Raw genomic sequence first — 25,736 nt, 5'->3', positions numbered from 1 at the left:
TGAGTCAGGTGGTGACATACCGTCAAGGGCCATATCCGGTCACACCCGTCCGCTCAGCGGACACGCGGCTACAGGAACGAATGCTGCCCGCACGCATGAGACCTTCCATGAGCCATCGAACTGACGGACGGTGACGTCGCGTCCTGCCGTGCCGAGCAACCCGGCCCGCACCTACGCAATCGAATATTCCCTGCTGTGCCGTCGGTGTACGTGCATACTCGCCCCATGGCGGACATGGCCACGTTTCGGGACGAGGTCAACGGCTGGGCAGCCGGTGGTCCCGGCGGCCCGGCGAGTGACCTGGCGGTGCGACTGGGAGTGCGGACGGCGGTGCTGCTGGAAGGGCTGAGTGACCTCGCGGCCGTCGAGGCGCTGGCCGCACGCCGTGGCCGGGACCTGGCCGCCGAGAGGGTGTGCGTCCTGTCGATGGGCGGGGCGATGAGCGTAGGCCGCTACGCCGACCTCCTCGGGCCGCCCGGACTTGGTCTGCGCCTGGCAGGGCTGTGCGACGAGGGCGAGCAGCGCTTCTACGACCGCGGCCTGCAGCGGGCACGGGCGCCGCGCCGGAGCTTCTTCGTGTGCGTGACGGACCTGGAGGACGAGCTCATCCGCGCGTTGGGCACGGCGAGCGTCGAGGACATCGTCCGGGCCGAGGGCGACCTCCGCGCCTGGCAGACCTTCCTGCGCCAGCCCGCACAGCAGGGTCGGCCCCGGCAGCAGCAGTTGCGGCGCTTCCTCGGCACGAAGAAGGGCCGCAAGATCCGCTACGGCCGCCTCCTCGTCGAAGCCCTCGGCCCCGAGCAGGTACCGGCCCCGCTCGACGACCTCCTGACGAGCCTGTGACCGGCGGTGGCGTTCGAGGGCAGCGGGCCTGAAGGGTCACCCCCTCGCCCCGGGGAGCTACGGCCTGTCCCGGGCCAGCGCGAGGACAGCCCGGTCGTCGTGGTCGGACGGGGCCGATCAGCGCTCCGCGTCGGTCCGCAGCTGGGCCGCGTGGTCGATGCTTCCCTCGGGCGGTGTCCGCGATTCGCGAGACGCGCCGCATCGGTTCTCACGCATAAGGCCACAAAACGGGTCTTATTCATTCATGCAGAAATATACGCGGCGCACCTTGCTCGGTGCCTCCATCGTGGCCGCCGGCTCGGGAGCCCTGACCGCCTGCTCCGGCTCCGACGCGCAGCCCAAGGCCGGGGCCACCGGCCACCGGGGCGGCAGGCACACCGGCGGCGGCTTCGTCCCCAAGGGACCCAAGGGATACGTCAACCCGTCCGATCCCGAGGTCATCACCGCCGAGAAGAAACGCGGGGCCGGTCCCGTCCGCAAGTTCACGCTCACCGCCACCGAGACGTCCCTCGACCTGGGCGGGCGGACCGTCAGGTCATGGGCGTACGGTGACACGTTGCCCGGCAAGGAGGTCCGGATCACCGCGGGCGACGTACTCGAACTCACGCTCGCCAACCATCTGCGCGAGTCGACGACGCTGCACTCGCACGGTGTGCGGATGCGCTGCGACATGGACGGCGTACCGGGCCTGACCCAGTACTCCATCAAGCCCGGCGCGGACTTCACCTACCGCTTCGCCGTGTCGCACCCGGGCACCTACTGGCTGCACTCGCACTCGGGCATGCAACTCGACCGCGGGCTGTACGCCCCGCTGATCGTCGAGGACCCCAAGGAGCCGTTGTCGTACGACAAGGAGTGGGTCGTCGTCCTGGACGACTGGCTGGACGGCGTGTCCGGCTCCACTCCGGACGGCGTGCTCGCGGAGTTGCGGGGCGGCAAGGCGCCGATGGACATGGGTGAGGGCACCGCGCACCACGGCCCGGCCCCCGACAAGTCCACCAGCGCGCACGCCTCGGCCTCCAGCAGATCCGCCGGCCCCTCCCGCATCCTGCGGGAGTCCCACAGCCGCATGCTGCACAGCGAGGGAGGCAACGTCGACTACCCGTACTACCTGGTCAACGGCCGCCTTCCGAAGGCCCCCTCGGTCTTCCGGGCCCGCCCCGGGGACCGCATCCGGCTGCGGATCATCAACGCCGGTGGCGACACGGCCTTCCGGGTGGCACTGGGCGATCACGAGATGACGGTGACGCACACGGACGGCTACCCGGTGGAGCCCACGAAGACGGACGCGCTGCTGATCGGCATGGCCGAGCGCTACGACGTGCTGATCACCGCCAAGGACGGGGTGTTCCCCCTGGTCGCGCTCGCCGAGGGCAAGGGAGCCAGAGCCCTGGCAGTCCTGCGTACCGCCAACGGGAAGAACCCCCCGCCCACCGCGCACCCGGACGAACTCGACGGCCGGACCGTGCCCGCCAGACGGCTCGTGCCGGACGAGTCCGTGGCCCTCAGCGACGACGAACCCGACCGCGAGATGCGCATCAAACTGACCGGCGGCATGAAGAACTTCGACTGGAGCTTCGACCACGAGCCGTACTCCATCGAGAAACGCGTCCCGATCCGGGAAGGAGAACGAGTCCGTCTGTCCCTCATCAACGCCACCGACATGTGGCACCCCGTGCACCTGCACGGCCACACGTTCGCCCTCACCGGCATCGACGCGGCCGGTGCCCGCAAGGACACCGCCCACGTACTGCCCCACCGCAAACTCGTCATCGACTTCTACGCCGACAACCCGGGTCTGTGGATGCTGCACTGCCACAACCAGTACCACTCGGAGTCCGGCATGATGACGATCCTCGGGTACCGGAAGTGACGGCCGCTCGCCGGGCGCCGATGGGTTCGGTGCCCGGCGAGGGGACGGGTCAGTAGTGGTCGTAACCGTCTGCGACGCGCCTCTGCCCGCTGGGGCACCCCGCGTACACGCCCCGCCTGTCGCCGTACCACCGGGTGTAGGTGCTGTGGTACTCGCCGCCCGAGCAGATCACGTAGGTTCCGTAGCGCTCCGGTCCCGTGCCGTCGCACCAGCCGGTGAAGGACGTGGATGTGCGGCTGATGGTGTAACACCGTCCGTTCCAGTCAGCGGGCGACGCGTCGCCCGCCGGGGCAGCCGTGGCGATACCGGCCGAACTCCCCAGGCAGAGGGCGAGAGCTGACACACCGACGGCAGCCAGCCGGGAGAAACGGGTCATGGAACATCCCCCTTCGGTCAGGAGACCCTGGCCGTACGCACAGTCGCCGGACGTGCCGCCAGGGCCGCGTGGCGCTGGTCCAGGTATGCGCTGCGCGCGCCGACCAGCGCCAGTGAGCCTGCTGGTGCCGTGCCTGCCAGGGCAACAGCGGGGGGCTGTCCCGGACAGCGCATCTCATGTCCGGCCTGGTCAACGATGACGTCGGACTCTGTCCGGGACAGTGTCCGACGGTGAAACCATGCCCGGCGGCGGACGGCTCAGCTCGTCCCGGGGCGGCGCACGGACGCCGCCGGAGGGCGTTCGCGCAGTGCGCCGTAGGCCAGGAAGTAGGCCGGCACCCGGTTCACCCAGCGCGAGGTGGTGACCAGCTCGGTCACGCGCTTGGCCCGTTTGGGGTCGCCGAGGGGCGGTCGGCCCAGCAGGAGAGGCTCGATGACGTGGCTGTGGGCGAAGCGCTGCAGGCCCTGGGTGAGGGCTGTGGTGGGCCAGCGGCGGCGCTGGACCCGGCGTACGGCCGCCGGCAGGCCGGCCGCTCCGTCGCTCAGCGGCCCGACGAGGTGGCGGGCGGCGGCCACGGCGTCCTGGACGGCGAGGTTGATGCCGATGCCGAAGACCGGCGACATGGCGTGTGCCGCGTCCCCGATGCACAGCAGCCCCGGCCGGTACCAGCGCCGGAGCCGGTCCAGCCGTACGTCGAGCAGCTTCACTTCGTCCCATGAGGCGAGGGTGTGCATCCGGTCCGCGACCCATGCGACGGCGGCGCCGTACGCCTCCCTGAACTGGTCGAGACCATCCGCGCGGAGCCGTGCGTCGCTGCCCTTGGGGATCAGCGCGGCGCACTGCCAGTAGTCGCCGCGGTCGATCATGGCGCTGAGGAACCGGTCGCCGACGCCGCCCACGAGCCCGTGCGGATCGCCTTCGTGCCGGGGCAGCCGGAACCACCAGGCGTCCATCGGGCAGCGGAACGTGCGCAGCTCCAGGTCGGGCAGCGAGCGGGCGAGCGAGCCCCGTCCGTCGCAGGCCACCGTGAGAGTGGCCCGCAGCTCGCCGGTGCGACCGTCGGACGTGCGGTACGACACCCCGGTGACGCGTCCCCGCTCGACGAGGAACGACGTGGCCTCGGTGTTCATGCGCAGGGAGAAGGCAGGCTCCCGCCCGGCCTCGTCGGCGAGGAGGTCGAGCAGGTCCCACTGGGGGACCATCGCGATGTAGTTGTACCGGCGGCGCAGCGCGGCGATGTTCCCCACGGTGACCAGCGACCGGTCGGGGCCGAGCGGCAGCTGGATCGTCGTGACCCGCCGCTGCGGCAGTCGGGCGAAACGCTCGCCGAGGCCGAGTTCGTCCAGGAGCGCGAGGGTGGTCGGATGGACGGTGTCGCCGCGGAAGTCGCGCAGGAAGTCGCCGTGCTTCTCCAGGACCGTCACCCGAACTCCGGCTCGGGCCAGGAGCAGGGCGAGGACCATGCCGGCGGGCCCGCCGCCCACCACACAGCACGTGGTGCGCTCCCCCGCCCCCATGGCGTCCCTCGCGTCCATCGCGCTCCGTCCCTTCGCAGGCGTCACCGGTCGGTCACACTGGTATGCATACCCACAAGTAGCAGCAAACCCTCGCGCAGGGTGCTACGTGCCCGGGAGGCACGATGAGCCAGCAGCCGGTCCTCCTCCCCTACTCCGATCCGGCCTTCGTGGCGGATCCCTTCCCGCTCTACCGACAGCTGCGCGAGGACGGCCCGGTCCGGCGCGCGATCATCGCGGGTGGCCTGGACGCCTGGCTGGTCACCCGCTACGAGGACGGTCTCGCGGCCCTGTCCGACCCGAGGCTGAGCAGCGATGTCCGCGACGCGTCGGACCCACGCCTCATGGAGCAGCTGCCCGAGTTCGAGCGCGAATCGATGATGAGCAACATGCTGCGCTCCGACCCGCCCGACCACACCCGGCTGCGCCGCCTGGTCTCGAAGGCGTGCACCGCGCGCAGGGTCGCCGAGCTGCGGCCCCGTATCCAGGAGATCGCCGACCGGCTGCTCGACGCGGTGGTGCCGGCGGGCCGGGCCGAACTCGTCGCGGACTTCGCGCTGCCCCTGCCGGTGACCGTGATCAGCGAACTGCTGGGCGTGCCGGTGGACGACCGGTACGACTTCCAGCGGTGGACCGACGACATGCTGCTGCGCGGGGAGAGGTTGCCGGACCCGGTGGTCGTGAACGAGGCGTGGCAGCGCATGCGCGCGTACCTCACGAAGCTTCTGGAGTCCAAGCGCGCCCGCCCCGCGGACGATCTCCTCAGTGCGCTGATCAGCGCCCGTGACGAGGAGCAGCGGCTGAACGAGGACGAGCTGATCTCCATGACGTTCCTGCTGCTGGTGGCGGGGTACGTCACGACGGTCAACCTGATCGGCGGCGGCATCGCCGCGCTCCTGGCCCACCCCGACCAGCTTCAGCTGCTGCGGGACGATCCTGAGCTGCTGCCCGGCGCGGTCGAGGAGTTCCTCCGCTACGACGGCCCGGTCAGCCCGGGCATCGCCCGGTTCGCACGCGAGGATGTCCAGATCGCGGGGGTGACCATTCCGCGCGGCGCGACCGTGCTGATCGCGTCCGCGATCGCCGATCGGGATCCGGCACGGTTCCCCGACCCCGACCGGCTGGACGTCACCCGGCAGGACAACGGCCATCTGGCCTTCGGGCACGGCATCCACTACTGCCTGGGCGCACCCCTCGCCCGGCTGGAGGGACAGATCGCCATCGGCACGGTGCTGCGCCGGCTTCCGGACCTGGCCCTGGCCGTGCCGCCGGCCGAGCTGAGCTGGCGGCCCGGCGGGCTTCGCGGCCCGGTGCGGCTTCCCGTCACGTTCAGCGGATCTTCTTCAGGGTGACCTTCCCGGCCTTCTTGGTGAACAGGGCACCACCGGCGCTCATGGAGACGAGCAGGCTGTACTTTCCAGCCGGAATGTCCGCGACGTCGACTCCTTCAGCCCCGGTGCTGAAATACCCGGAGTCGTAGGTTCCGAGGTCTCCGGGATGTTTGTGCGGCCGCACAGCGTCCGGGTTCTTCTGCACCCTCAGAGGAAAGGAGTGGCATCCGGACTTCCCCTGGAGTACGAGGTAGTAGGCGGCATGCGCGTCGCGGTCGGCATTCCTTCCGGGCAGGAAGAAGACACCTTCCGCGTGGATCCTCCGGTCGCGCACCTCCGCCTTCTCCACAGCGAAGCACACTCCGCCGGAATCGATCCCGATGATGCTCCTCTTGACCAGCCTGAGGCCGCCCTTGCCTCCTCGGAACAGCAGCTCCGAGTCACCGCGGGCCTGGCGTCGGTCAACCGCGTTCTGTGAGATCAGCCGGGTTCGCCGCTCGATCCCCTCGTCCTTGCTCGTGATGCAGACGGAAACGTCATAGGCGCCCCGGGGGAGTTCGGTGAAGGCCAGGTCTCCCTGAGTGGTGAACCCGCCCATGGCGTACTCGCAGAAGTACTCGTCGAAGTAGTCCCGGTAGAGCCGGATCTCCTTGGTCGTCTCCAGCGGGTACACCCAGGTTTCGCCGTCCTTCTCCAGGACAAGCCGCTTGGTCTCGGCAGTCGGGCCATCGGGCGACACACCCGGCAGGAAGGCGTGCCCCTTCAACTGGAGGTGCCCGTCCGTGAATTCGGCACGGTTGAGCGCAGCCAGGGCGGTGTTGCGCTTCCGAAGCTCGGTGAGGTACTCGGCGGCCGCCTCTGGGTCCTCGGAACCGGTCCCGGTCCGGACCTCTCCCCAGCGGGGTGCGGCGCCCTCCGTGAGGGAGTAGACGATGCTCAGAATCGACGGCAGCGCCTGCCGGACGACCTCGTCGTGCCGTCGCACGGTGGGAGATTCCACGAACAGGAAGTTGAAGTTCTCGTACTCCCGCAGCGCGGGGAGATAGTGCTTGACTTCCTGCTCGTACTGGTAGTCCCCGGGAGAGGACACCACGTATATGTTCCGCTTGAGGTCCGTGTCCTTTTCGAGGAGGTCCCTCATGACGGCGTCCATGACGGCCACGTTCTCGTCGGACTGGCCCTCGCCGAGGACGGCGTCTCCGAGCTGGCCGTGGCCCTTTGAGTAACTTCCGAGGAAGTACTGCGGCGTTGACGCCACGATGTTCTTGTAGTCGTACTTCAGGCCGTAGTAGAGCGCCGCGCTTCCGCCCTTGGAAGCTCCCAGGAGAGTCACCTCGTCCCGGGTCACCCGCAGCCGTCGCATGTAGTCCTCTATGAGGGCCTGTATGGAATCCGTGACGCTGAAGTCCATGTTCCTGGCCACGTAGTAGGAGGCCCCGCCGTCGAAGTGGTCACGAATCCTGAGGATGTTGCACTTGACGCTCTCCAGCGCGTTGCCGAATCCGTACTTGCTGCCCACGGACGAAAACACCACCAGCAGGTGCCGGTGGTCGCCCTGGGCCGGGCGGAACTGGAACTCGACCGGCCACTTCCCGTGCACCTCCACGCTTTCTTTGTAGGCGCGGACTCTTTCTGTTGCGTAGTTGGGTGACAGTGCGGGCAGGAAATTCTTCATGACGGCATGCGGACTCTCTGGCCGGGTGCTGGGACGGGGGTACTCGGGCGGAGTATACGGAGTGGTCATCTGCTGGTCATCCAGAGGTAGACGGTGCTCACCGGGGCGTGCTCGTCACCCGGAGTGGCGGTCCTTCAGCTGCGGTCTGGTGCGGGGCACGTGCGCCACACGGCGAGCCGCTGACTTCACGGCTCCGGCAAACATCCGTGATGCCCTCCGGCGCCGCGCCCTCCCGAGGATTGCGTCGCTTCAGATGTGACCTCTTCGGCCCGGTTCTGTGTGGAGAGTTTGCGAAGAACGCTGGTAATTTGAGAGCGCCGCGATGCCCCGCGAGGTCGGGGAGGGGGAGTCAGGGTTTGCGGCCGCTGCTGCGGCAACACCATCAAACCTCGTACGTCTGTACGGTCTGCCTGCGCGAGCAACACTGAGTGCGGAGGGAGGCACAGTGGGGGCCCAGGAAGGGCAGGGGGGACGCCGCCAGAGTGGCGAGGAGGTGCCACTGGAGCCGGACGCCACCATGCAGTTGAAGGTCCCGGCGCCGCCACCGGCGGCCGCGGACGAGACCATGCAGCTGCGCATACCCGAGGGCGGCATACCCGCCGGCTCCGACATATCCGCCGATTCCCACAACTCCGCTATATCCGAGGAGTCCGACACCGCCTCCACCGCATCCGACACATCCCGCACCCCCTCCCGTCGTCGCCGCAAAGCCCCCCGCCCCTCCCCCGCCGCCCGCCTCACCGCGGCCCTCGGCCCCCGGCTGGCCCCCGTGCTCGGCCCCTACGTCCGCCGACTGCGCCCGCAGTACCCCCGGCCGGGCCGCACCGGATGGCGCCGCTGGGTCCCCTCCTGGCGGCAGACCCTCGGCGGCTTCCTCGCCTCCCTCGGTCTGAGCACGCTCTTCCTGGTCGTCGCCTACGCCGCCACCGACATCCCGGACAACCTCAACACCTACGCCACCCAGCAGGACAACGTGTACTTCTGGGCCGACGGCACCCCGATGGCCCGCACCGGCTGGGTGCAGCGGCAGGCGATGCCGCTGGAAGACGTACCCGAGGACGTCCGCTGGGCGGTGCTCGCCGCCGAGAACGCGAGCTTCTACAGCGATCCCGGCGTCTCCTTCAAGGGCATCACCCGCGCGCTGTTCCGCACCCTCGGCGCGGGCGACACCCAGGGCGGCTCGACCATCACCCAGCAGTACGTCAAGAACGTCTACCTCAACCAGGACCAGACACTCAGCCGCAAGTTCACCGAGGCGATGATCGCCCTCAAGCTCGACAACAAAATGAGCAAGGACGAGATCCTGGAGAGCTATCTCAACACCAGCTGGTTCGGCCGCGGCACCTACGGCATCCAGCGCGCCGCCCAGGCCTACTACGGCAAGGACGTCAGCGAGCTCAACGTCAGCGAGGCCGCGTTCCTCGCCTCCCTGCTCAAGGGCGCCGGTCTGTACGATCCCACGCTCAGCAAGGCGAACCACGAGCGGGCGCTGGAGCGCTGGGAGTGGATCCTCGACCGGATGGTCGCGATCGGCAAGCTGTCGCCGCAGGAGCGCGCCAAGTACAGGACGTTCCCCGCGCCGCTGGAGAGCAACCCTCTGTACGACACCGGCGAGCAGAGCGACTACCTGGTGGAACTCGCCGCCCAGTACGCCAAGAAGAACGCGCACATCTCCGACAAGGAGTTCGACCTCGGCGGCTACCAGATCTACACGACCTTCGACAAGAACCGCGAGGCCCAGCTCACCGACGCCGTCACCAAGGCCCGCAAGCAGGCCGAGAAGGACCATCCGAAGGCCGCCAAGACCGCCCACTTCGGCGCCGCCTCCATCGCCACCGACGGCCGGATCCTCGCCGTCTACGGCGGCCCCGACCACCGTACGCAGGGCTACAACGAGTCCAACGCGACCACGGTGCCCGCCGGTTCGGCGTTCCTGCCGTTCGTCTACGCCGCCGGACTGGAGCACGGGGTGCGCAAGACCCGCGACGGCGACCGCACGCCGGTGACCGGGGAGACCCTCTACAACGGCGACGACGGCGTGCCCGTCACCACGCCCGAGGGCCCGTACTGGGACCGCAGCGGCCGCAAGGTCGCCGCACGCAACGACGGCGGCAGGTCCTACGGGCAGATCTCGCTGCACCGGGCGCTCGCCCTGTCCGTCAACACCCCCTTCATGCAGCTCGGGATGGACACCGGGCTGGAGAAGGTGCGCGCCACCGCCGAGGCGGCCGGGCTGCTGTCCTCCAGCATCGGCGCTCAGGTGCCCACCCTGTCCACCGGCAGCTCCACGCCCAGCGCCATCCGCATGGCCAGCGGCTACGCCACCTTCGCCGCCGACGGCGTGCACATCGAGCCGTACTCGGTGCGGCGCATCACCCACAACGGTCACAAGGTCGACCTCGACGCGCCGCCCACCCGCCGCGCGATGGGCGCCGACACCGCCCGCGAGGTCCAGTCCGCCCTCACCGACGCCTTCCGCGCCGCCCACCCGGACGCCGCGCCCGCCTCCGCGGAGGTCGCCGGGAAGGTGGGCACGACCGAGAACGACACGGCCGCCTGGTACGTCGGCACCGCCAAGAAGGTGGCCACCGCGGTCGTCGTCTACCGCATGGACCTGAACAAGAGCCTGGAACCCCTGCCGCTCCAGGGACTGGACGGCACGGGAACCGACAGCGTTGCGTACGGCATCTGGTCACGTGCCATGAGTCCGCTCGGCTGATCACCGGCGCTGACCGGCACCGCCCCAGCCTTTTGTCCCCAGGAGATTGAGCCGCAAGATGAAACAGCCGTCGGGCCGCCGCCGCAAGACCCGCGCACCCCGCCACCCCGCCACCCGTCCGGAGTTCCTCACCCTGGCGGCGTTCCTTGTCGTCACCTCCCTCGTCGCCGGCTATCTGGTGCTCTCCCGCACCGACAGCACCGCCTCGACCGGGTCCGCCAGGGACCGCTCAGGGCAGCATCCGTCCGCGCGGGCGACCGAGGAGCCGGAGTGGGACGGCAAGACCAAGGTGCTCGGCGACGGCTCGACGTCCTACACCGGCCCGCAGAAGAACCAGTTGAAGCCGGAGCCGCTCAAGCCCGGCGAGAAACCGCCCCAGTTCGTCGTCTTCTCCTGGGACGGCGCCCTCCAGGGCGACGACGAGCTCTTCTCCCACTACCGGGAGATGGCCAAGCGCTACAACGCCCATATGACCTTCTTCCTCACCGGCATCTACCTGCTGCCCAAGAGCAAGAGCGACCTCTACTCCCCACCGCAGCATCCCAAGGGCACCGCGGCGATCAGCTTCCCCACCGACGAGCACATACGCACCACCCTGGAGCAGCTCGCCGGAGCCTGGGAGGACGGCAACGAGATCGGCACCCACTTCAACGGCCACTTCTGCGGCGAGAAGGGCGGCGGCGACTGGAGCGTCGCGGAGTGGAAGAGCGAGATCGACCAGTTCTACGAGTTCGCGGAGAACTGGAAGACCAACACCGGCTACACCGACATCGACCCGCTGCCCTTCGACTTCAGGAGGGAGGTCACCGGCGGCCGCGCCCCCTGCCTGGAGGGCCAGGACAACCTGCTGAAGGCGGCCAAGAGCTACGGCTGGCGCTACGACGCCAGCTCCGCCGGCGACTTCCAGATCTGGCCGAGGAAGAAGAACGGCATCTGGGACTTCCCGCTCCAGATGCTCCCCTACGAGGGCGGCAAGTACCAGGGCCTGTCCATGGACTTCAACTTCCTCTACAACCAGTCCGACGGCAAGACCGACGGCGACCCGGCGATGTATCCGCAGTGGCAGCAGGAGACGATCGACACCTACATGGCCGGCTTCAACCGCGTGTACTACGGCAGCCGGGCCCCGATGTTCATCGGCAACCACTTCGAGGAGTGGAACGGCGGCATCTACATGAAGGCCGTCGACGAGGTCATCAAGACCGTGTGCACCAAGAAGGACGTCAAGTGCGTGTCGTTCAAGGAACTCGCCGACTGGATGGACGTCCAGAAACCGGCCACGCTGGAGCGGCTGCGCAGCCTGGACCCGGCGCAGTCCCCGGACTGGTCCACGGTCGTGCAGTGACCACGCGCCGCCCGGCGCGGCGGGCGTCGATGACGGTCCGATAACTCCCGCCCGGTTGGGGCCGCAACCCCCTTCACAACAGCCACACGCGGCATGCAAAGATTCCGCTTGCCTCGGCATTTCCTCCGCCGGGGAAAGAGGGGAACTTCAGTGAAGTCAAGGAAATTGAGCCGTACGCGGCGTCGCGCGACCATACTCACGGCAGCCGCCGCCTCGGTCGTCGCGGGCGCGGCGCTGCTGCCCAACTGGAGCGCGGGCGCCTCCACCACGGCCGAGCCCGAGGTGGACGCCAGGACCAAGGCCACGTTTCAACGACTGGCCGACGCGGTCTTCACCGACCGCACCAACGCCCTGGTCGACAAGCCGGGCAAGGGCAAGAAGCCCCTGATCGACGGCTTCTCCGGCAAGGTCGCGGTCTCCTCCGGGGCCGCCCGCACCGAGGACAGCGCCCTGGAGCAGCTCGGCGACCGCAAGGACGGTCTCGCGCGGCTCGGCGAGAAGTACAGCGCGGCGAGCACCTCCGTCACCCTGGACCGCACCAGCGTCAGGGGCCGCAAGGCCGTCGTCGCGGTCACCGAGACCACGACGCTGACGTACAAGAAAGTCCGCGGCGACGAGCCGAGGACAACCGGATTCCAGGCGCACCACAAGCTGACCTTCAAGGCCGACAAGCACGGCAACTGGCGGCTGACGGACATCCGCGAGACCGACGACGGCTATCTCGCGGTCAACCAGACCGCCAAGCCGAAGGCCGCCGCCACCACCGTCGACAACACCATGCCGTCGGCCCCGCGCGCCGCCATCACCCGGCCCGCGCCGTCCAACCGGAAGAACTTCACCGCCAGCGGCTACGACTACAAGGCGATGGCCGCCTATGCGGAGAAGTACTGGAGGAACTACAACCCGGAGTACCCGGACTTCAACGGGCACGGCGCGGGCGGCGACTGCACCAACTTCGTCAGCCAGGCCCTGAAGGCGGGCGGCTGGAAGCACGTGCCCGGCTATGTGTACGACTACACGCGGTGGTTCGGCAACGCCGACATCCAGTCGCACTCGTTCGTCGGCGTCAACGAGTGGTCGTGGTTCTCGCTGAACTCCAAGCGCGTCACGAGCCTCGCCAACGTCTACCAGATGGACGTCGGCGATGTGCTCCAGATCGACTTCGACAGGGACGGCTCCAAGGACCACACGATGATCGTCACGTACCGCAGCCCGCAGGGCGTGCCGTACCTGACGTACCACTCCACCAACACCTACCGCCGGTCGGTGGCGAGCATCATCGCGTCGTACCCGAACGCCGCGTACTACGCCTACCGCACCTGATCGGCCCCGCCCGGCCGATCCCGCCGCTCCGGCCCCGCCAGGCCGGGGCGGCGGCGGCCTTTGACCTGGCCAAGGCCCGTCAGAGGTCGAAGTCGATGTGTTCCACGTCGGTGAACTCCACGTCGAGGCCGTGCGCGCGTCGGTTGCGGTCGCGGAAGTAGATCTCGCCCAGGCCCTCGGCCGCGATGTGGCGCAGCTGCTGCTCGGTGGCCCCCTGCTGCTGTGCCTCGAACAGGCGCGCCGCGTACTCGGGTGGCAGCGCCACGGTGAGGTGGCGCAGTCGCGCGTCGTCGGTCGTGCCCGGTGCGGCGGTGTAGCCGAAGCGGGCACGGGTGTCGATGACGATGCCGCCGGTGGTGGCCGCCGTCTGCTTGGCCCGGGCGCGGATCTGCGGCTGCCACCGCCGCCTCACCTCACGCTCCAGCCGGTCCGCGAGGTCCCGGCGAGGGCGCTTGATCTGGTCCTTCACATACCGTTCGACGGTGCGCTGGGTGATGCCGAGCAGTTCGGCCACCCGCCGGGTGCCCTTCAGCTGCTTGACGAGGTACCGCATCTGTGCGCCCGCGCTCTTCGGGATGGGGCGGGTGAACGCCTTCTGCAGCGCGGCGTCGAGGCCGTCCCCGACCGTGTCCATCGGTCCTCGTCCCCTACTCTCCGTCGTCCTTGGCGGTGACCTCGCCCGTCTTGATGTACCGGGCGAGGTTGAGGAACTGCCCGTGCTTCTCGCGCACTTCCTCGGCCCACAGGGTGGTCTGGGTGCCCTCGTGCTTGACCATGCCGGGCGACACGCCGAGCCGGAAGCTGCCGGGCACGGTCCTGCCCCCGGCGTCGTACGGCAGCACGTGCAGCGGGCCGGGTCCGTCGGCGGCGTACACGGCGCAGTCCGACAGGACCGCCACCGGATAGCGGCCGGTGGCCGCGGCGAGGGCGACCATCTTGCGGTGCATGTTGACGCGGGCCCGGGAGATGACGGCGGCCCGAATGTCGGGACGCCACGTGGGCCGCGACAGAGCCGGCCACGCCTGGCCGGGCTTCCAGCCGCCGCCGCGCGCCCGCTCGCGGAGCTTGCCGATGCCGCCCTTCACCGTGGACTTGATCGCGTCCAGGACGATCGCCATCTGCGGGTCGCGCTGCTTGTAGCCGTCCATCGCCTCAAGGAACTCCCCCGGCGGCAGCTTCTCGCCGACGCCCAGGTCCGCCATGGTGTCGACGTAGGCGTTGCGGAGCCGCTTGTACCAGGCGTCCAGGTACTTGCCCTTCTCCCGCCGCACCCAGGCCTCGACCGGCGCGACGTCGTAGCCGAGCTCCACCGCGTACGCCACGGTCGGCGTCGCGTACCAGGCCGGGCCCGTCGGCCGCTCGCCGGTCGGCGTGAACGGGCTGGGCAGCAACTCGCCTTCCAGCCGCCGCCACTGCTTGCCGGCCAGGACACGGGAGAGGTCGACGTGGGAGAGGTCGACCAGCCACGCCCCGGGCAGCGTCGGGTCGAACTCGGGGTGGGTGACGTGCACCGGCGGCTGGGAGAGGCCGACCACCACGCCGTTCGCGGCGGCGCCGAAGGCGAGGTTGACGTCGATGCCGACCAGGTAGCGCCGCATGCACTCGGCGTCGGTGAGCTCACGCGCCCAGTCGTAGGCCTCCTCGAACAGCATCTCCGCCGGTCCCCGCTGGTGGAAGCGAGGCAGATCCGCGAGGAGCGGGTGACCGTCGGGTGCCTCGCACGGGGCGCAGTCGATCGGGTGCTCTCCCAGCGATCCGGGCCGGTGTTCCTTGTGCCGCTTGCCCGTGTCGTCCGGCTCGCTCGCGCGGGTCGGCGGGTTCAGGGCGGTCATCAGCTCCAGACCGGTGACGGCGGTGGAGCCGCGCGGTGTCATCACCCGCCGCGCGTACGTGCCGAGCAGCCGGGCGAGTTCGGCCGGCGGCAGCTGCGCGGCGTTGCCCCAGGTGCGTGTGTCGAGGGCGTTCCAGGACGGGATGCACAGCTGTACGCACTGCCGCCGGCGGCCCTGGGCCGGGCGGTAGATCCGCGCCCACGGGCCGAACCCACGCTTGGTCAGCTGCCAGTCCGCGCGCTGCAGTTGCTTGAGGACCTTGTGCCCGTCGGGGAGCCGCCCGGTAAGCCGCTCGCTCTCCGACAGCGTCACGGGCAGCCCGTACCGTCGGCAGGCGGCCTCGGTGAGCACCAGCAGAGGATCGGCGTCCTTGCCGCAGCCGTGCAGCTTCTCCGCCCCGAGCTGTGCGTCCGTCAGGGTCCACTCCAGCAGCGCGGGGAGCGACTTGGCGGGTACGTCGAGGACCAGTCCGCCGACGCAGTACGCCGTGACCTGCCGGTCGGTGTCGGCATCGAGGACGGCGAGCGGGCCGTGCGCGAACCGCGGCTCGGTGCCCGTCGGCGCGGCAGGGGCCTTCCTGGGGGCGGCCTTCTTCGTGCCCGGGCGCGGCGGCGGCGGTGACGGCTGCGTCGGGGTGACGTCGGGGGGCGGGGCAGGGGCGGTGCGGGTCGCCTGCGTGTCGGCCGTGTCCCGGGGAGGCGCGGTGGCGTCGGTGTCGGCGGGGTAGAGTTCCGCGAGCTGCTTCAGCAGGCGGGCGTAGGCTTCCCGCTCGGGCGGCCGGGGTTCCGTCCTGCCCGCCTCCCAGCCGCTCACCGTCGCCCGCCGCACCTGCAGCGCGGCGGCCACCTCGTCCAGGGTCAGCCCGTGCGCCTGGCGCAACCGCTTGCGCTCCGCGGGAGGCGGCAGCGGGGAGCGGGACGCGACCAGGGCGTCGACCGCGCTGAACAGCTCGGACATGGTGCACCTCCTGTGGTGCCACCCTAGCGTGAAGCGCATCTTTCGCGTACCGACCGCGTACGGATGGCGTTCCTCGCGTGGGCGCTTCGGGCGCGCTCGCGGATTTGCCCAAGCGGCAACGGGACTCGCGCGCGGTCGGCGCCACTGCAGGATCACTGCCGACACCCGCCGCCGGTCGCCGTCGACGTCCGCGGTGACGGGCGCTCCGCCCGGCCCGACGCGGTGGACGCGTACCGGATGCTCGACCGGGTGGAGGACAACGCCGCGGTCGTGCACGCCTTGGGCGACGAGAGCGCCGCGATCGTCGGGAAACGACTGGGGCGCGGCCACAGCCACGAACGCGGCGCTGGTCCGCCCGGACGTCTTCCGCGCCGTCGGGCTGCTCGGCGTGCCGTACACCCCGCGCGGCGGGCCGAAGCCCAGTGGGCTTCTACGCCGCCCTGTCCGCCGACACCATGCCCGCGCCCGGCGCGCCGGGGTCCCCACTTCGTCAGCCGCGGTGGACGCCCGCGCGACCGTCCCGGCGGACCGGCTGCCGTCCTGGCCGAGCGAGCGCGACCTCGACGTCCACGCCGAGGAGTTCGGACGGACCGGTATGACAGGGGCGCTGCCCAGGGCGGACGCGGTCCGCCCCGGGCGCCGTGGCACTACGGCCGGCTCCGCCGAGCCGGCGTCAGGGACCTCACGGATAGATGCGCGGCAGGAGCGCGAAGTCGTCCGCGTTCGGCACGGTGGTCGAGGTCCGCGAACTGTACATGCAGCTCGACGTGGAGGTGCCGTGGCCGAGGCCGAGCACGTGACCCGCCTCGTGGCAGGCGGTGTTGCGGCGCTGGGCGGCGGTTCCGCCGTAGTAGTCGTTCAGCTGCATCGAGACGCTGCCGTCGATGAAGTATCGGCTGGCGTTGTACCGGTAGTACGTGACGCCGGTCCAGCCGGTGTTGCCGTAGTTGCTGCTGTAGGCGTGCACGCAGTGCCGGCCGCCGCCCGGGCAACCCGCCGTGTACCACCGGTAGTAGGAGTCGATGCCCACCGACTCGTGCCACTTCGGGACCACGGCGGTCATCGGCCAGGCCGAGGACGTGTGGTCGAGGAAGTACACCTGCGGGTCGGCGTAGCCGTTGTGCGCCCAGCGGACGGGCGAGCATTCGAGCGTGCGGGCGGAGCCGTACGAGCAAGGCAGGGCAAGCGTCGTCACATCACCCGGCGCGGGCGCCTGCACCCCCTGCACGCCCGTGGCCTTGAGCTTCTTGGCCAGGGTGCCGGCGGTGACCCCCGGCGCCGGACGGTACACGGCGACGGACGTGGTGCCGTCGGCGTGCTGCTTGACCGCGTAGACGTCGCCGGTCGCGTCGGCCTGCCCGGCCGCGGGTGCGGCCTTGGAACTCGGTGTGGCGGCCTCGGCGGGTATCCCCAGGCTCACGGCGAGCACGGTGAGCACAGTCAGCACCCAGCCGGTGCTTCTGCCTCTCAACAGGCGCTTCATGGTGGAGTGTTCTCCCTTGCTCGGTGGTGGTCGTATGGCGCACTGAGCAGGGAAGGGAAAGTGAGGTGTGCTGGCAGGGCGGCGCCCGCCGCCCAGAAGGATCTGTTCCGGCCCCCGAATTCCCCCGCCCCCGAACCCCGGCACGGTCAATGCCGGACGCGTACACGACAAGCTAGCGGCGTGTCGATGCCATGACAATACGCGGGCGACCGGTGGCCGCCGGGAGGTGCACTCCCGCCGCTGCGGAGGACAGCGGGGTGGTCTGCGCCGGATGGCGTTTTCCGAATGGGGTCGGGTGGGAACTCGTGCGCTCGTCCGGACCCGTACGGAACACAGGAGGCCGACGTGACCGACGCGCAGCACACCCGCCAGAACCCGGTGGCCCAGCACCCGACGCCGGAGTTTCCGGCGCAGGACCAGCCCCACCCCGGCTGGACCGGTCCGATGGACCCCCCGCCGGACCACGGGGAGGAGTCCTACCGCGGCGCCGGTCGTCTGACGGACCGGAAGGCCGTCATCACAGGCGGGGACTCCGGCATCGGCCGGGCCGTGGCCCTCGCGTTCGCCCGTGAGGGCGCGGACGTGCTCTTCACCCACCTGCAGGAAGAGGAGGACGAAGCGCGCGAGACGTCCCGGCTCGTGGAGGACGCCGGCCGCAAGGCGGTCGCGGTGTCCTGCGACATCCGCGAGGAGGAGAACTGCCGGACGCTGATCGAGCGGGCGGTCGCCGAGTTCGGGCGTATCGACGTCCTGGTGAACAACGCCGCCTACCAGATGTCGCAGCCGGACGGTATCGAGGCGATCCCCACCGAGCAGTTCGACCGGGTGATGCGCACCAACCTCTACGGGATGTTCTGGCTGACGAAGTTCGCCCTGCCCCACATCCCGGCGGGCGGCAGCATCATCAACTCCACGTCGGTGCAGGCGTACAAGCCCAGTCCCCATCTGCTGGACTACGCGATGACCAAGGGCGCGATCGTGACCTTCACCCAGGGGCTGGCCCAGATGCTCGCGGAGCGCGGGATCCGCGTCAACGCGGTCGCGCCGGGGCCGGTGTGGACGCCCCTGATTCCCGCCACGCTGCCCGACACGGTGGAGTTCGGCAAGCAGAGCCCGTTGGGCCGCCCGGCACAGCCCGCCGAGCTGGCACCCGCGTACGTCTACCTGGCCTCCCAGGAGGCGAGCTTCATCACGGCGGAGATCCTCAACGCGACCGGCGGCACACCCCTGCCCTAGGGCCTGTGGGACGTGCGGCGGGATCCGGGGCGGGCTGCGGCAGGCGGTGGGGACAACCCAGCCGCTGAGAACGACCGAAGAGCACTGGACGAATCCCGGAGGAACACCGATGAGTGAGCAGACACCGTCCCAGGCCGAGGGCGAGCGGGACGACGACATGGGCATCGAAGCCCTGCTGCGCGACCCGGGCCGACGTGCCGCCGACCCGCCGCGGACCACTCCTTCCCAGGCAGAAGGGGAACGCGACGACGACGACGAGGAGCGATCGCTGCCCGGCGAAAGGGGGCCGGGGGCGCACTCCGGGGCCGAGAGTCGGCCCCGGGACCGGGTGGTGCCCGGCACGGCCAGTGCCACTGAGGGGTACGGGGACAAGGGCGGGACGGGGGAGGGCGCCCCGCTGGCCGGCGTCGAGAAGAGGGAGGAGGGGGGAGGGACGGGCGGCAACGGACCGGACACGACGTCGTGACAGAGACACGCCTCTCCGGCAAGGGCACGGAAAGGAACCAGGAACATGCGGCACGACGAAATGATCGGCAAGGTACAGGCCCTTGCTCACCTCCCGGATCGTGGGTCCACCGAACTCGCGACCCGCTCCGTGCTCCAGACGCTGGCGGAGAGGGTGCCGACCGGGCTCGCCGACCACATGGCCGCCCAGCTCCCCCGCGATCTGGCGGCCTGCATCCATGAGGTGACCGATTCGGCCACCTCGGACGGACGGCCGAGCGGTGCGGGAGAGCGGTTCGACCTGACGGCTTTCGCCGGCCGGGTCGCGGTCCGGGCAGGCACCACGGAGGACAGGGCGCTGCGGTACTGCGCCGCGGTTCTGGAGGTTCTCGACGCGGCTGTCTCACCCGAGGAGATGCGGAAGCTGACCGACGCCCTGCCCGCCGACATCCGCGAACTGCTGCCCACAGCGCGGGCCGACGAGCCCGGGGAGTAGTCACGCAGCACGCAAACGCTCGTCGCACCACCGCCGGGCGGTGTCGGCGACCTCCTCAAGTGCCCCGGGCTCTTCGAACAGGTGGGTCGCACCCGGCACCACGTGCAGTGAGTACGGGGCGCGCAGTCGTCGGGCCGCCTCCTCGTTGAGCCGCAGCACCTGCTGATCCTCGCCTCCGACGATCAGCAGCACCGGCGCCCGTACGGCGTCCAGGGCGTCCTCGGCCAGGTCGGGCCGTCCGCCCCGCGAGACGACGGTCAGCACCCGGTCCGGGCGTTCACCGGCGGCGACCAGGGCCGCGGCGGCACCGGTGCTGGCGCCGAAGACGACGATCGGGAGCCCTCGGGTGTCGGGCTGCGTGTCCAGCCAGTCGATCGCGGCGACCAGCCGGCGACCCAGGAACGGAATGTCGAAGCGGTGCTCGCCGGTCAGCGCGTCATCCCGCTCCTCGCGCTCGCTGAGCAGGTCCATCAGCAACGTGCCCAATCCGGCGGTGCGCAGCTCGGCGGCGACCATCCGGTTGCGCGGGCTGTGCCGGGAGCTGCCGCTGCCGTGTGCGAACAGCACCACCGCCCGCGCGGGCGTCGGCAGGACGAGATCGGCCGGGAGCGTCGCGTCGTCGGTGGGCACCTGAACCATCTGGGAAATCATCGACATCAACTTCTTCCCCTCGACCGCCAGGCCTTGACTCCCCGGCCCGTCGGCCTTACGAATCGACGCATCACACTTCTCCCCCGCGTACCCGTCCCGCCGTACCTTGGTCACCCCGGGCAGCCTTGGGGGATACGGACCCGCTCCTTCCGTTCACTTTGGGTAACATAATGGATATATTGAGTTACTACCATCTTGTGATCGAAAGCGGTTTGAGCATGGCGGTGGCGCAGAGGACCGGCATTTCGACGGCGGTGGGCAACGATGCGCCTACGCGGGTTCGGGGCTCATCCTGATGTCCGCGCCGTCGACCGTGGCGGTCAACGGCGGGGAGGAACCGCTCGTTTCGCCGGTGAACTCGCACAACGAGTGGGATCCGCTGGAGGAGATCATCGTCGGGCGTCTCGAAGGCGCGACGATCCCGTCCGGGCATCCGGTCGTGACCTGCAACATCCCGCCCTGGGCAGCGCGGTTGCAGAGGCTTGCCGCCGGGTTCAAGTACCCGGACGTCCTGATCGAGCGGGCGCAGCAGGAACTCGATCAGTTCATCACTCTCCTGGAGTCACTGGACGTCACGGTCAGGCGCCCGGACGCGGTCGACCACAAGCGGCGCTACGGCACCCCCGACTGGTCGTCGCGCGGTTTCTGCAACACCTGTCCGCGCGACAGCATGCTGGTGATCGGTGACGAGATCATCGAGACGCCGATGGCATGGCCGTGCCGGTATTTCGAGACCCACTCCTACCGCCCGATCCTCAAGGACTACTTCCGGCGCGGCGCGCGCTGGACGGCGGCGCCGAAGCCGCAGCTCACCGACGAGCTGTTCGAGCCGGATTTCCGCATCCCCAAGTCCGGCGAGCCCATGCGCTACATCCTCACCGAGTTCGAGCCCGTGTTTGACGCGGCGGATTTCGTACGCGCGGGACGCGACCTGTTCGTCACCCGGAGCAATGTCACCAACCGGATGGGCATCGACTGGTTGCGCCGCCATCTCGGGCCCGGCTATCGCATCCACGAGATAGAGAGCCGCTGCCGTACGCCCATGCACATCGACACGACGTTCGTCCTGCTCGCGCCCGGCAAGGCACTGGTCAATCCGGAGTACATCGATGCCGACCGGCTGCCCGACGTGCTCAGCTCATGGGACATCCTGGTTGCCCCCGAGCCCAGGCCGATCGACGAGCGCCTGCTGAACATCACGTCGATGTGCGGCAAATGGCTCAGCATGAACGTGCTGATGGTCGACGAGAAGCGGGTCATCGCGGAGCGGCATCACACCGACATGCTGCGGGCGCTTGAGAGATGGGGCTTCGAGCCGATCCCCTGCGACCTGCTGCACTACGCGCCGTTCGGCGGCTCGTTCCACTGCGCGACACTCGACGTCCGGCGTCGCGGCACACTTGAATCGTATTTCCCTTGAGGGGCCCGGCCGAGCTCACGGCGGTGAATCCAGCGGGCGTGTGGTCGTGAAGCGTCTGCGGTATTCGGTCGGGGTGGTGCCCAGGTGGCGGGCTAAGGGGTCCTTGCACTACGAGCGTCCGATCAGGTCGCGTGGTCTGGTGCCGTGCATCGCAAGGCGCCGGAGTGCCCTGGTAGCGGAGCTACCTGGGCGCTCCGGCAACGCGGCGAGGTGCGGTGCCAGGCCGCGCGACCCGGGCGGGCATAGTGCAAGGACCCCTAAGGCACGGCGGAGGGTCTCGTCGCTGCCGAGCCCGCTGTGGTGCGCCGCCGAGGTCACGCTGTGCCCGTCGAGTTGCTGCGCGCGGTCGAGGCGGACGCGCCCGACCCAGCGAGCGGGCGTGGTGTTCGGTCCGGTCCGGAGCAGCCGGGCGAGGTGCCGGGCGCCGACGGCGGCGGATGCGGCCATGGCGGGGAGGCTGTGGTCGGCTGCCGGGTCGGTGAGTACGGACGCGGTCAGCGAGCGCAGCAGGTCGCTGCGGGCCGGTGGGGTCGCCAGTGCCGCTGCCACTGCCCGCCCGGGCGCTGCATGAAGACGACCAGTTCGCAGACGGCCGCCCCGGCGTCGCGGATGTGGAGGGCGTCCGGCTCGACCCGCACCCGGGGGTAGCGGCGGGCCGGCGTCCTGGCATGCCGCCAGTGTGTGGTCGCCCTGCGCCCGTCGAGCAGGCCCAGCTCGGCGAGGACGAAGACGCCGCTGCAGAGAGACCCGGGCCGCCTCGCCGATCGCGCGCCACCGCCCGGCGGTCGCCGACGGCCCGGGGCCGCCTCCTCGTTCGCCCACCGCTCGGTCAAGTCGGCCTCCGAAGTATGCGGCGGCCGCAGGAGAGGCTTGGCGCGCGCCGCCAGCTGTGCGACGAGCAGGAAGCGGTGGTGACGGGCCGCCAGGTGCGCCCCCATTCGTGAGCGAACAGGGCTCGCCGTTCGGTGGCGTGCAGGCCGTGCAGCAGTGCCGTGGTGATCGGCCGTCTCCCGTACCCCTAAGCTTCTACAGTGCTGTAGATTGCGAGGCATGTTCGGACTGAGTGAACTCGCCGTCGTCCTCATCATCGTCATAGCGGTCCTCGCCGCCAAGAAGCTGCCCGAACTGGCCCGCTCGGCGGGCAAGTCGGCGCGCATCCTGAAGGCGGAGGCCAGGGCGATGAAGGAGCAGCAGACACCGGCCGCGGAGCAGGCTCCGCCTCGGGTGATCCAGGGCGAGACCGTCACGCGCACCGACCCGGAGGACTCGGCTCGGCCGCAGGGCTCCGGACCGCCACGGCCGCAGGACTGACGCGGGGTCCTGCAGCGGGCACGGCCCCGCTCACGGGCGGGCGGATCGCCTCCCGGACGCTCTGCGCGTCACCCATGGCAGGGGCACCTACGATGGTTTCCACAGGCCCGGACCGGGGTGCCCCGGCGCGTCCCGCGGTTGCCGCCGCAGGTGCCCCGCGAGAGAGGGGGTCGCCATGGGCGCTCCACGCCTGAGCAGTACGCCGCTGCCGGGGATCGGTGTCCGTTACGACCTGACCACTCACGAGCACCGGCACCTGTCGGTGGTCGCGCACCGCGACGGGGAGCGCACCCTGAGCGCGTACCGCAAGGACGACCCGGACGACTGCGCTCTGTCCGTGCAGCTGACCGCGGAGGAAGCGGCCACGCTCATCGACGCGCTGCTGCCCGCGCACCACACGCCGAACCTGCTGTCCACCACCGGCCTGGGACTGGTGGCCGAGCAGATCGAGCTGGCCGGGAGCTCCCACTGGAACGGGCGGCTGCTCGGCGAGACCCGGATGCGGACCACGACCGGTGCCTCGATCGTGGCCGTCCTGCGCCGGGCCGAGGCGATCCCCTCCCCCACACCGGACTTCCGGCTGGCCGGCGGCGACACGTTGATCGTGATCGGTACCCGCGAGGGCGTGGAGGCGGCCGCCGAGATACTCGGGCGGGAGTGAACCGCCGTGCACTCCTCAGCCCTGTTCCTGATCGAGTTCGGGGCGATCATCCTCGCCCTGGGACTGCTGGGCCGGTTCGCCGGCCGGCTGCGGATGTCGCCGATACCGCTGTACCTGCTGGCCGGGCTGGCCTTCGGCAAGGGCGGGCTGCTCCCGCTGGGCGCCAGCGAGGAGTTCGTCGCCGTCGGCGCCGAGTTCGGCGTCATTCTGCTGCTGCTCATGCTGGGCCTGGAGTACTCGGCGAGCGACCTGGTGTCCAACCTCAGGGCGCACTACCCCGCCGGGCTGGTCGACGCCGCCCTCAACGCCCTGCCGGGTGCCGCCCTGGCGCTGCTGCTCGGCTGGGGGCCGGTCGCAGCCGTCGTACTGGCGGGCGTCACCTGGATCTCGTCCTCCGGTGTGATCGCCAAGATCCTCGGCGACCTGGGACGGCTGGGCAACCGCGAGACGCCGGTCGTGCTGAGCATCCTGGTCCTGGAAGACCTCTCCATGGCGGTCTACCTGCCCATCCTCACCGCCCTGCTGGCCGGCATCGGCCTGGCGGCCGGAAGTGTCACCCTGGCCATCGCGCTCGGCGCCGCCGCCGCCGTGCTGGTCCTCGCGGTGCGGTACGGCCGCCACATCTCCCGTTTGGTCTCCAGCGACGACCCGGAGAAGCTGCTGCTGGTCGTCCTCGGGCTGACCCTGCTGGTTGCCGGACTGGCCCAGCAGGTGCAGGTGTCTGCGGCCGTGGGTGCCTTCCTGGTCGGCATCGCGCTGTCCGGCGAGGTCGCCGAAGGTGCGCACAGTCTGCTCGCCCCGCTGCGGGATCTGTTCGCCGCCGTCTTCTTCGTCTTCTTCGGCCTCAACACCGACCCGGCGAGCGTCCCGCCGGTCCTGCTGCCCGCCCTCGCCCTGGCCGCCGTCACCACGCTGACGAAGATCGCCACCGGCTACTGGGCCGCCGGCCGGGCGGGCGTCGCCCCGAAGGGCCGCTGGCGGGCGGGCGGCACGCTGGTGGCGCGCGGCGAGTTCTCCATCGTGATCGCCGGACTCGCGATCACCGCCGGGATCGAACCCTCCCTCGGTCCGCTGGCCACCGCGTACGTCCTGATCCTGGTGCTGCTCGGCCCGCTCACCGCCCGCTACACCGAACCCGTCGCCACCCGCCTTTCGCGCCGAAGCCGACGCCGCAAGCCGACGTCGACGGCCGGGGCCGGGGCCGGGGAGAACCCCGCCCCACGCACCGGAACGACCAGGACACCATCGGCCGGGCATGACTGACCGCGCCGTACGGCCGCGTGTCCTCGTCACGACCGTCAGATCATTTCTCACGGCCTTCAGGATTCCGCCGCCTGTGACACAGAACACATGCCAGAGGCCAAAATCTGACCAGAGCGATGATGGATCGGACCGGCTCATCCGTACCTCCTGACGTACAGCCCGCTCGCGTCAGGAGGCCCCATGCCCGTGTCACCCAGCAAGTTGGGAAGCATCTTCGTGTTCGGTGCGCTGGGTCTGACCCTCACCGCCCTCGCCTACCCGGCCATGCTCGGGATCGAGAACACCGCCACCTCGCAGGACCGCATCATCGCCAACACGCCCTACGGCCCGCTGACCGAGGCCGACCGCGACTTCGTCGTCAAGGTCCGTTCGGCGGGGCTGTGGGAGTACCCGCTCGGGGAGATGGCCATGGAGCGGGGCACGACGCCGGAGATGAAGGAGGCCGGCGCACACCTCATCGTCGGACACGCCGGACTCGACGCCACCTGCCGCAGGATCGCCCCCGAACTCGGCATCACCCTGCCCAACCAGGCGACGCCGCAACAGCAGCAGTTCGTGGCGACCGTGGACGCGGAGACGGGCAAGCAGTTCGACATCACGGCGGTCAACATCATGCGCGTGACCCACGGCCAGATCTTCCCGGCCATCGCCAAGATCCGCGCCAACACCAAGAACTCGCTGGTCCGTACGCTGGCCGACCAGGCCAACGACACGGTCCTCGACCACATCACCGTGCTGGAGAAGACCGGCATGGTCAACTACGAGCAGGTCCTCCTGCAGCAGACCACGCCGCCGAAGCTGCCCAAGGACCAGCTGACCCCGCCACCGCCCCAGCCGGGCTCCCCGGTGCTGGCCCTCAAGCCCCGCCCGGACCTCAACGTGAACACCACGTCGCCGACGCCCAGCCCGACGACCGCGGGGCAGGTGGGATGACCCGGCAGAGGCCAACGGCGTGACGCGGCGGCTCCAGGCGCCGTATCGCA

23 protein-coding genes and 1 pseudogene are annotated in these 25,736 nt (G+C 70.1%); 15 read left to right on the top strand and 9 right to left on the bottom strand.

Annotated elements, in window-relative coordinates:
- The first annotated feature begins 225 nt into the window (after positions 1-225).
- Together KWI83_RS32520 and KWI83_RS32515 are read left to right on the top strand one after the other, a co-directional pair.
- Positions 226-843: a TOPRIM nucleotidyl transferase/hydrolase domain-containing protein gene (locus KWI83_RS32520; RefSeq protein WP_218517978.1), complete on the top strand. Its 618-nt coding sequence runs from the start codon at positions 226-228 to the stop codon at positions 841-843.
- A gap of 244 nt (positions 844-1,087) precedes the next feature.
- Positions 1,088-2,716, top strand: coding sequence for a multicopper oxidase family protein (locus tag KWI83_RS32515; RefSeq protein ID WP_218517977.1), 1,629 nt, complete (start codon positions 1,088-1,090; stop codon positions 2,714-2,716).
- Between the two features lie 49 nt (positions 2,717-2,765).
- Here the strand turns inward: KWI83_RS32515 and KWI83_RS32510 are convergent, their stop codons facing one another.
- Positions 2,766-3,092 carry a hypothetical protein gene (locus tag KWI83_RS32510; protein WP_218517976.1) on the bottom strand — a complete coding sequence of 109 codons (327 nt, stop codon included), beginning with the start codon at positions 3,090-3,092 and terminating at the stop codon, positions 2,766-2,768.
- 257 nt (positions 3,093-3,349) lie between these two features.
- Positions 3,350-4,627: an FAD-dependent oxidoreductase gene (locus KWI83_RS32505; protein WP_256363115.1), complete on the bottom strand. Its 1,278-nt coding sequence runs from the start codon at positions 4,625-4,627 to the stop codon at positions 3,350-3,352.
- Positions 4,628-4,731: 104 nt separating this feature from the next.
- Between KWI83_RS32505 and KWI83_RS32500 the strand changes: the two genes are divergently transcribed.
- A complete protein-coding gene (locus tag KWI83_RS32500; RefSeq protein ID WP_218517975.1) occupies positions 4,732-5,958 on the top strand; it encodes a cytochrome P450 in 1,227 nt (408 codons plus the stop codon).
- On the opposite strand, the gene KWI83_RS32495 is transcribed toward KWI83_RS32500, so the two are convergent.
- Positions 5,936-7,543, bottom strand: coding sequence for a hypothetical protein (locus KWI83_RS32495; protein WP_308122307.1), 1,608 nt, complete (start codon positions 7,541-7,543; stop codon positions 5,936-5,938). The two genes, KWI83_RS32500 and KWI83_RS32495, sit on opposite strands and share 23 nt — an antisense overlap.
- Positions 7,544-8,129: 586 nt before the next feature.
- Between KWI83_RS32495 and KWI83_RS32490 the strand changes: the two genes are divergently transcribed.
- The 3 genes from KWI83_RS32490 to KWI83_RS32480 all read left to right on the top strand — a co-directional run bounded on the left by KWI83_RS32490 (position 8,130) and on the right by KWI83_RS32480 (position 12,999).
- Entirely contained in the window at positions 8,130-10,331 is a 2,202-nt protein-coding gene (locus KWI83_RS32490) for a transglycosylase domain-containing protein (protein WP_218518006.1), read from the top strand.
- A 58-nt stretch (positions 10,332-10,389) separates the two neighbouring features.
- Positions 10,390-11,676, top strand: coding sequence for a hypothetical protein (locus tag KWI83_RS32485; protein WP_218517973.1), 1,287 nt, complete (start codon positions 10,390-10,392; stop codon positions 11,674-11,676).
- A gap of 150 nt (positions 11,677-11,826) precedes the next feature.
- Entirely contained in the window at positions 11,827-12,999 is a 1,173-nt protein-coding gene (locus KWI83_RS32480) for an amidase domain-containing protein (protein ID WP_308122306.1), read from the top strand.
- A gap of 79 nt (positions 13,000-13,078) precedes the next feature.
- On the opposite strand, the gene KWI83_RS32475 is transcribed toward KWI83_RS32480, so the two are convergent.
- Both KWI83_RS32475 and KWI83_RS32470 read right to left on the bottom strand, forming a co-directional pair.
- A complete protein-coding gene (locus KWI83_RS32475) occupies positions 13,079-13,633 on the bottom strand; it encodes an XRE family transcriptional regulator (RefSeq protein ID WP_218517971.1) in 555 nt (184 codons plus the stop codon).
- Between the two features lie 13 nt (positions 13,634-13,646).
- Positions 13,647-15,788: a helix-turn-helix domain-containing protein gene (locus tag KWI83_RS32470; RefSeq protein WP_218517970.1), complete on the bottom strand. Its 2,142-nt coding sequence runs from the start codon at positions 15,786-15,788 to the stop codon at positions 13,647-13,649.
- Between the two features lie 174 nt (positions 15,789-15,962).
- Between KWI83_RS32470 and KWI83_RS39285 the strand changes: the two are divergent.
- Positions 15,963-16,404: pseudogene (locus tag KWI83_RS39285) on the top strand (alpha/beta fold hydrolase); the annotation flags it as partial.
- 66 nt (positions 16,405-16,470) lie between these two features.
- Here KWI83_RS39285 and KWI83_RS32465 read toward each other — a convergent pair.
- A complete protein-coding gene (locus KWI83_RS32465; RefSeq protein WP_218517969.1) occupies positions 16,471-17,271 on the bottom strand; it encodes a matrixin family metalloprotease in 801 nt (266 codons plus the stop codon).
- 345 nt (positions 17,272-17,616) lie between these two features.
- Here KWI83_RS32465 and KWI83_RS32460 point away from each other — a divergent pair, with 345 nt between their 5' ends.
- From KWI83_RS32460 to KWI83_RS32450, 3 genes are all read left to right on the top strand, one after another.
- On the top strand, positions 17,617-18,507 hold the full coding sequence (locus KWI83_RS32460; protein ID WP_218517968.1) for an SDR family oxidoreductase: 891 nt from the start codon (positions 17,617-17,619) through the stop codon (positions 18,505-18,507).
- 109 nt (positions 18,508-18,616) lie between these two features.
- The gene (locus KWI83_RS39280) at positions 18,617-18,973 is read left to right on the top strand and encodes a hypothetical protein (RefSeq protein WP_256363125.1); all 357 of its coding nucleotides are present in this window, start codon (positions 18,617-18,619) and stop codon (positions 18,971-18,973) included.
- Positions 18,974-19,018: 45 nt separating this feature from the next.
- Positions 19,019-19,447, top strand: coding sequence for a DUF2267 domain-containing protein (locus KWI83_RS32450; RefSeq protein WP_218517967.1), 429 nt, complete (start codon positions 19,019-19,021; stop codon positions 19,445-19,447).
- Here KWI83_RS32450 and KWI83_RS32445 read toward each other — a convergent pair whose 3' ends face one another.
- Positions 19,448-20,098, bottom strand: a complete 651-nt coding sequence (locus KWI83_RS32445) for a dienelactone hydrolase family protein (RefSeq protein WP_218518004.1) — start codon at positions 20,096-20,098, stop codon at positions 19,448-19,450.
- Between the two features lie 295 nt (positions 20,099-20,393).
- Between KWI83_RS32445 and KWI83_RS32440 the strand changes: the two genes are divergently transcribed.
- A complete protein-coding gene (locus tag KWI83_RS32440) occupies positions 20,394-21,518 on the top strand; it encodes an amidinotransferase (RefSeq protein ID WP_218517966.1) in 1,125 nt (374 codons plus the stop codon).
- Positions 21,519-21,626: 108 nt separating this feature from the next.
- On the opposite strand, the gene KWI83_RS40480 is transcribed toward KWI83_RS32440, so the two are convergent.
- Both KWI83_RS40480 and KWI83_RS40475 read right to left on the bottom strand, forming a co-directional pair.
- Positions 21,627-21,965, bottom strand: a complete 339-nt coding sequence (locus KWI83_RS40480) for a helix-turn-helix domain-containing protein (RefSeq protein ID WP_374106423.1) — start codon at positions 21,963-21,965, stop codon at positions 21,627-21,629.
- Between the two features lie 47 nt (positions 21,966-22,012).
- Complete coding sequence (locus KWI83_RS40475) at positions 22,013-22,456, bottom strand: hypothetical protein (protein ID WP_374106420.1); 444 nt, start codon at positions 22,454-22,456, stop codon at positions 22,013-22,015.
- Positions 22,457-22,568: 112 nt separating this feature from the next.
- Here KWI83_RS40475 and KWI83_RS32430 point away from each other — a divergent pair, with 112 nt between their 5' ends.
- From KWI83_RS32430 to KWI83_RS32415, 4 genes are all read left to right on the top strand, one after another.
- Entirely contained in the window at positions 22,569-22,829 is a 261-nt protein-coding gene (locus KWI83_RS32430; RefSeq protein ID WP_218517965.1) for a twin-arginine translocase TatA/TatE family subunit, read from the top strand.
- 175 nt (positions 22,830-23,004) lie between these two features.
- Complete coding sequence (locus tag KWI83_RS32425) at positions 23,005-23,490, top strand: cation:proton antiporter regulatory subunit (RefSeq protein ID WP_218517964.1); 486 nt, start codon at positions 23,005-23,007, stop codon at positions 23,488-23,490.
- 6 nt (positions 23,491-23,496) lie between these two features.
- Complete coding sequence (locus tag KWI83_RS32420) at positions 23,497-24,753, top strand: cation:proton antiporter (protein WP_218517963.1); 1,257 nt, start codon at positions 23,497-23,499, stop codon at positions 24,751-24,753.
- Positions 24,754-24,933: 180 nt separating this feature from the next.
- Entirely contained in the window at positions 24,934-25,686 is a 753-nt protein-coding gene (locus tag KWI83_RS32415) for a DUF4142 domain-containing protein (RefSeq protein ID WP_218517962.1), read from the top strand.
- The last annotated feature ends 50 nt before the right edge of the window (positions 25,687-25,736 follow it).

Origin of the sequence: Streptomyces sp. TRM70350, assembly GCF_019219825.1 — a bacterium.
Taxonomy (GTDB): Bacteria; Actinomycetota; Actinomycetes; order Streptomycetales; family Streptomycetaceae; genus Streptomyces.
The sequence above is the reverse complement of the archived record's forward strand: the minus strand, read 5'-3'. Positions and strand labels throughout refer to the sequence as shown.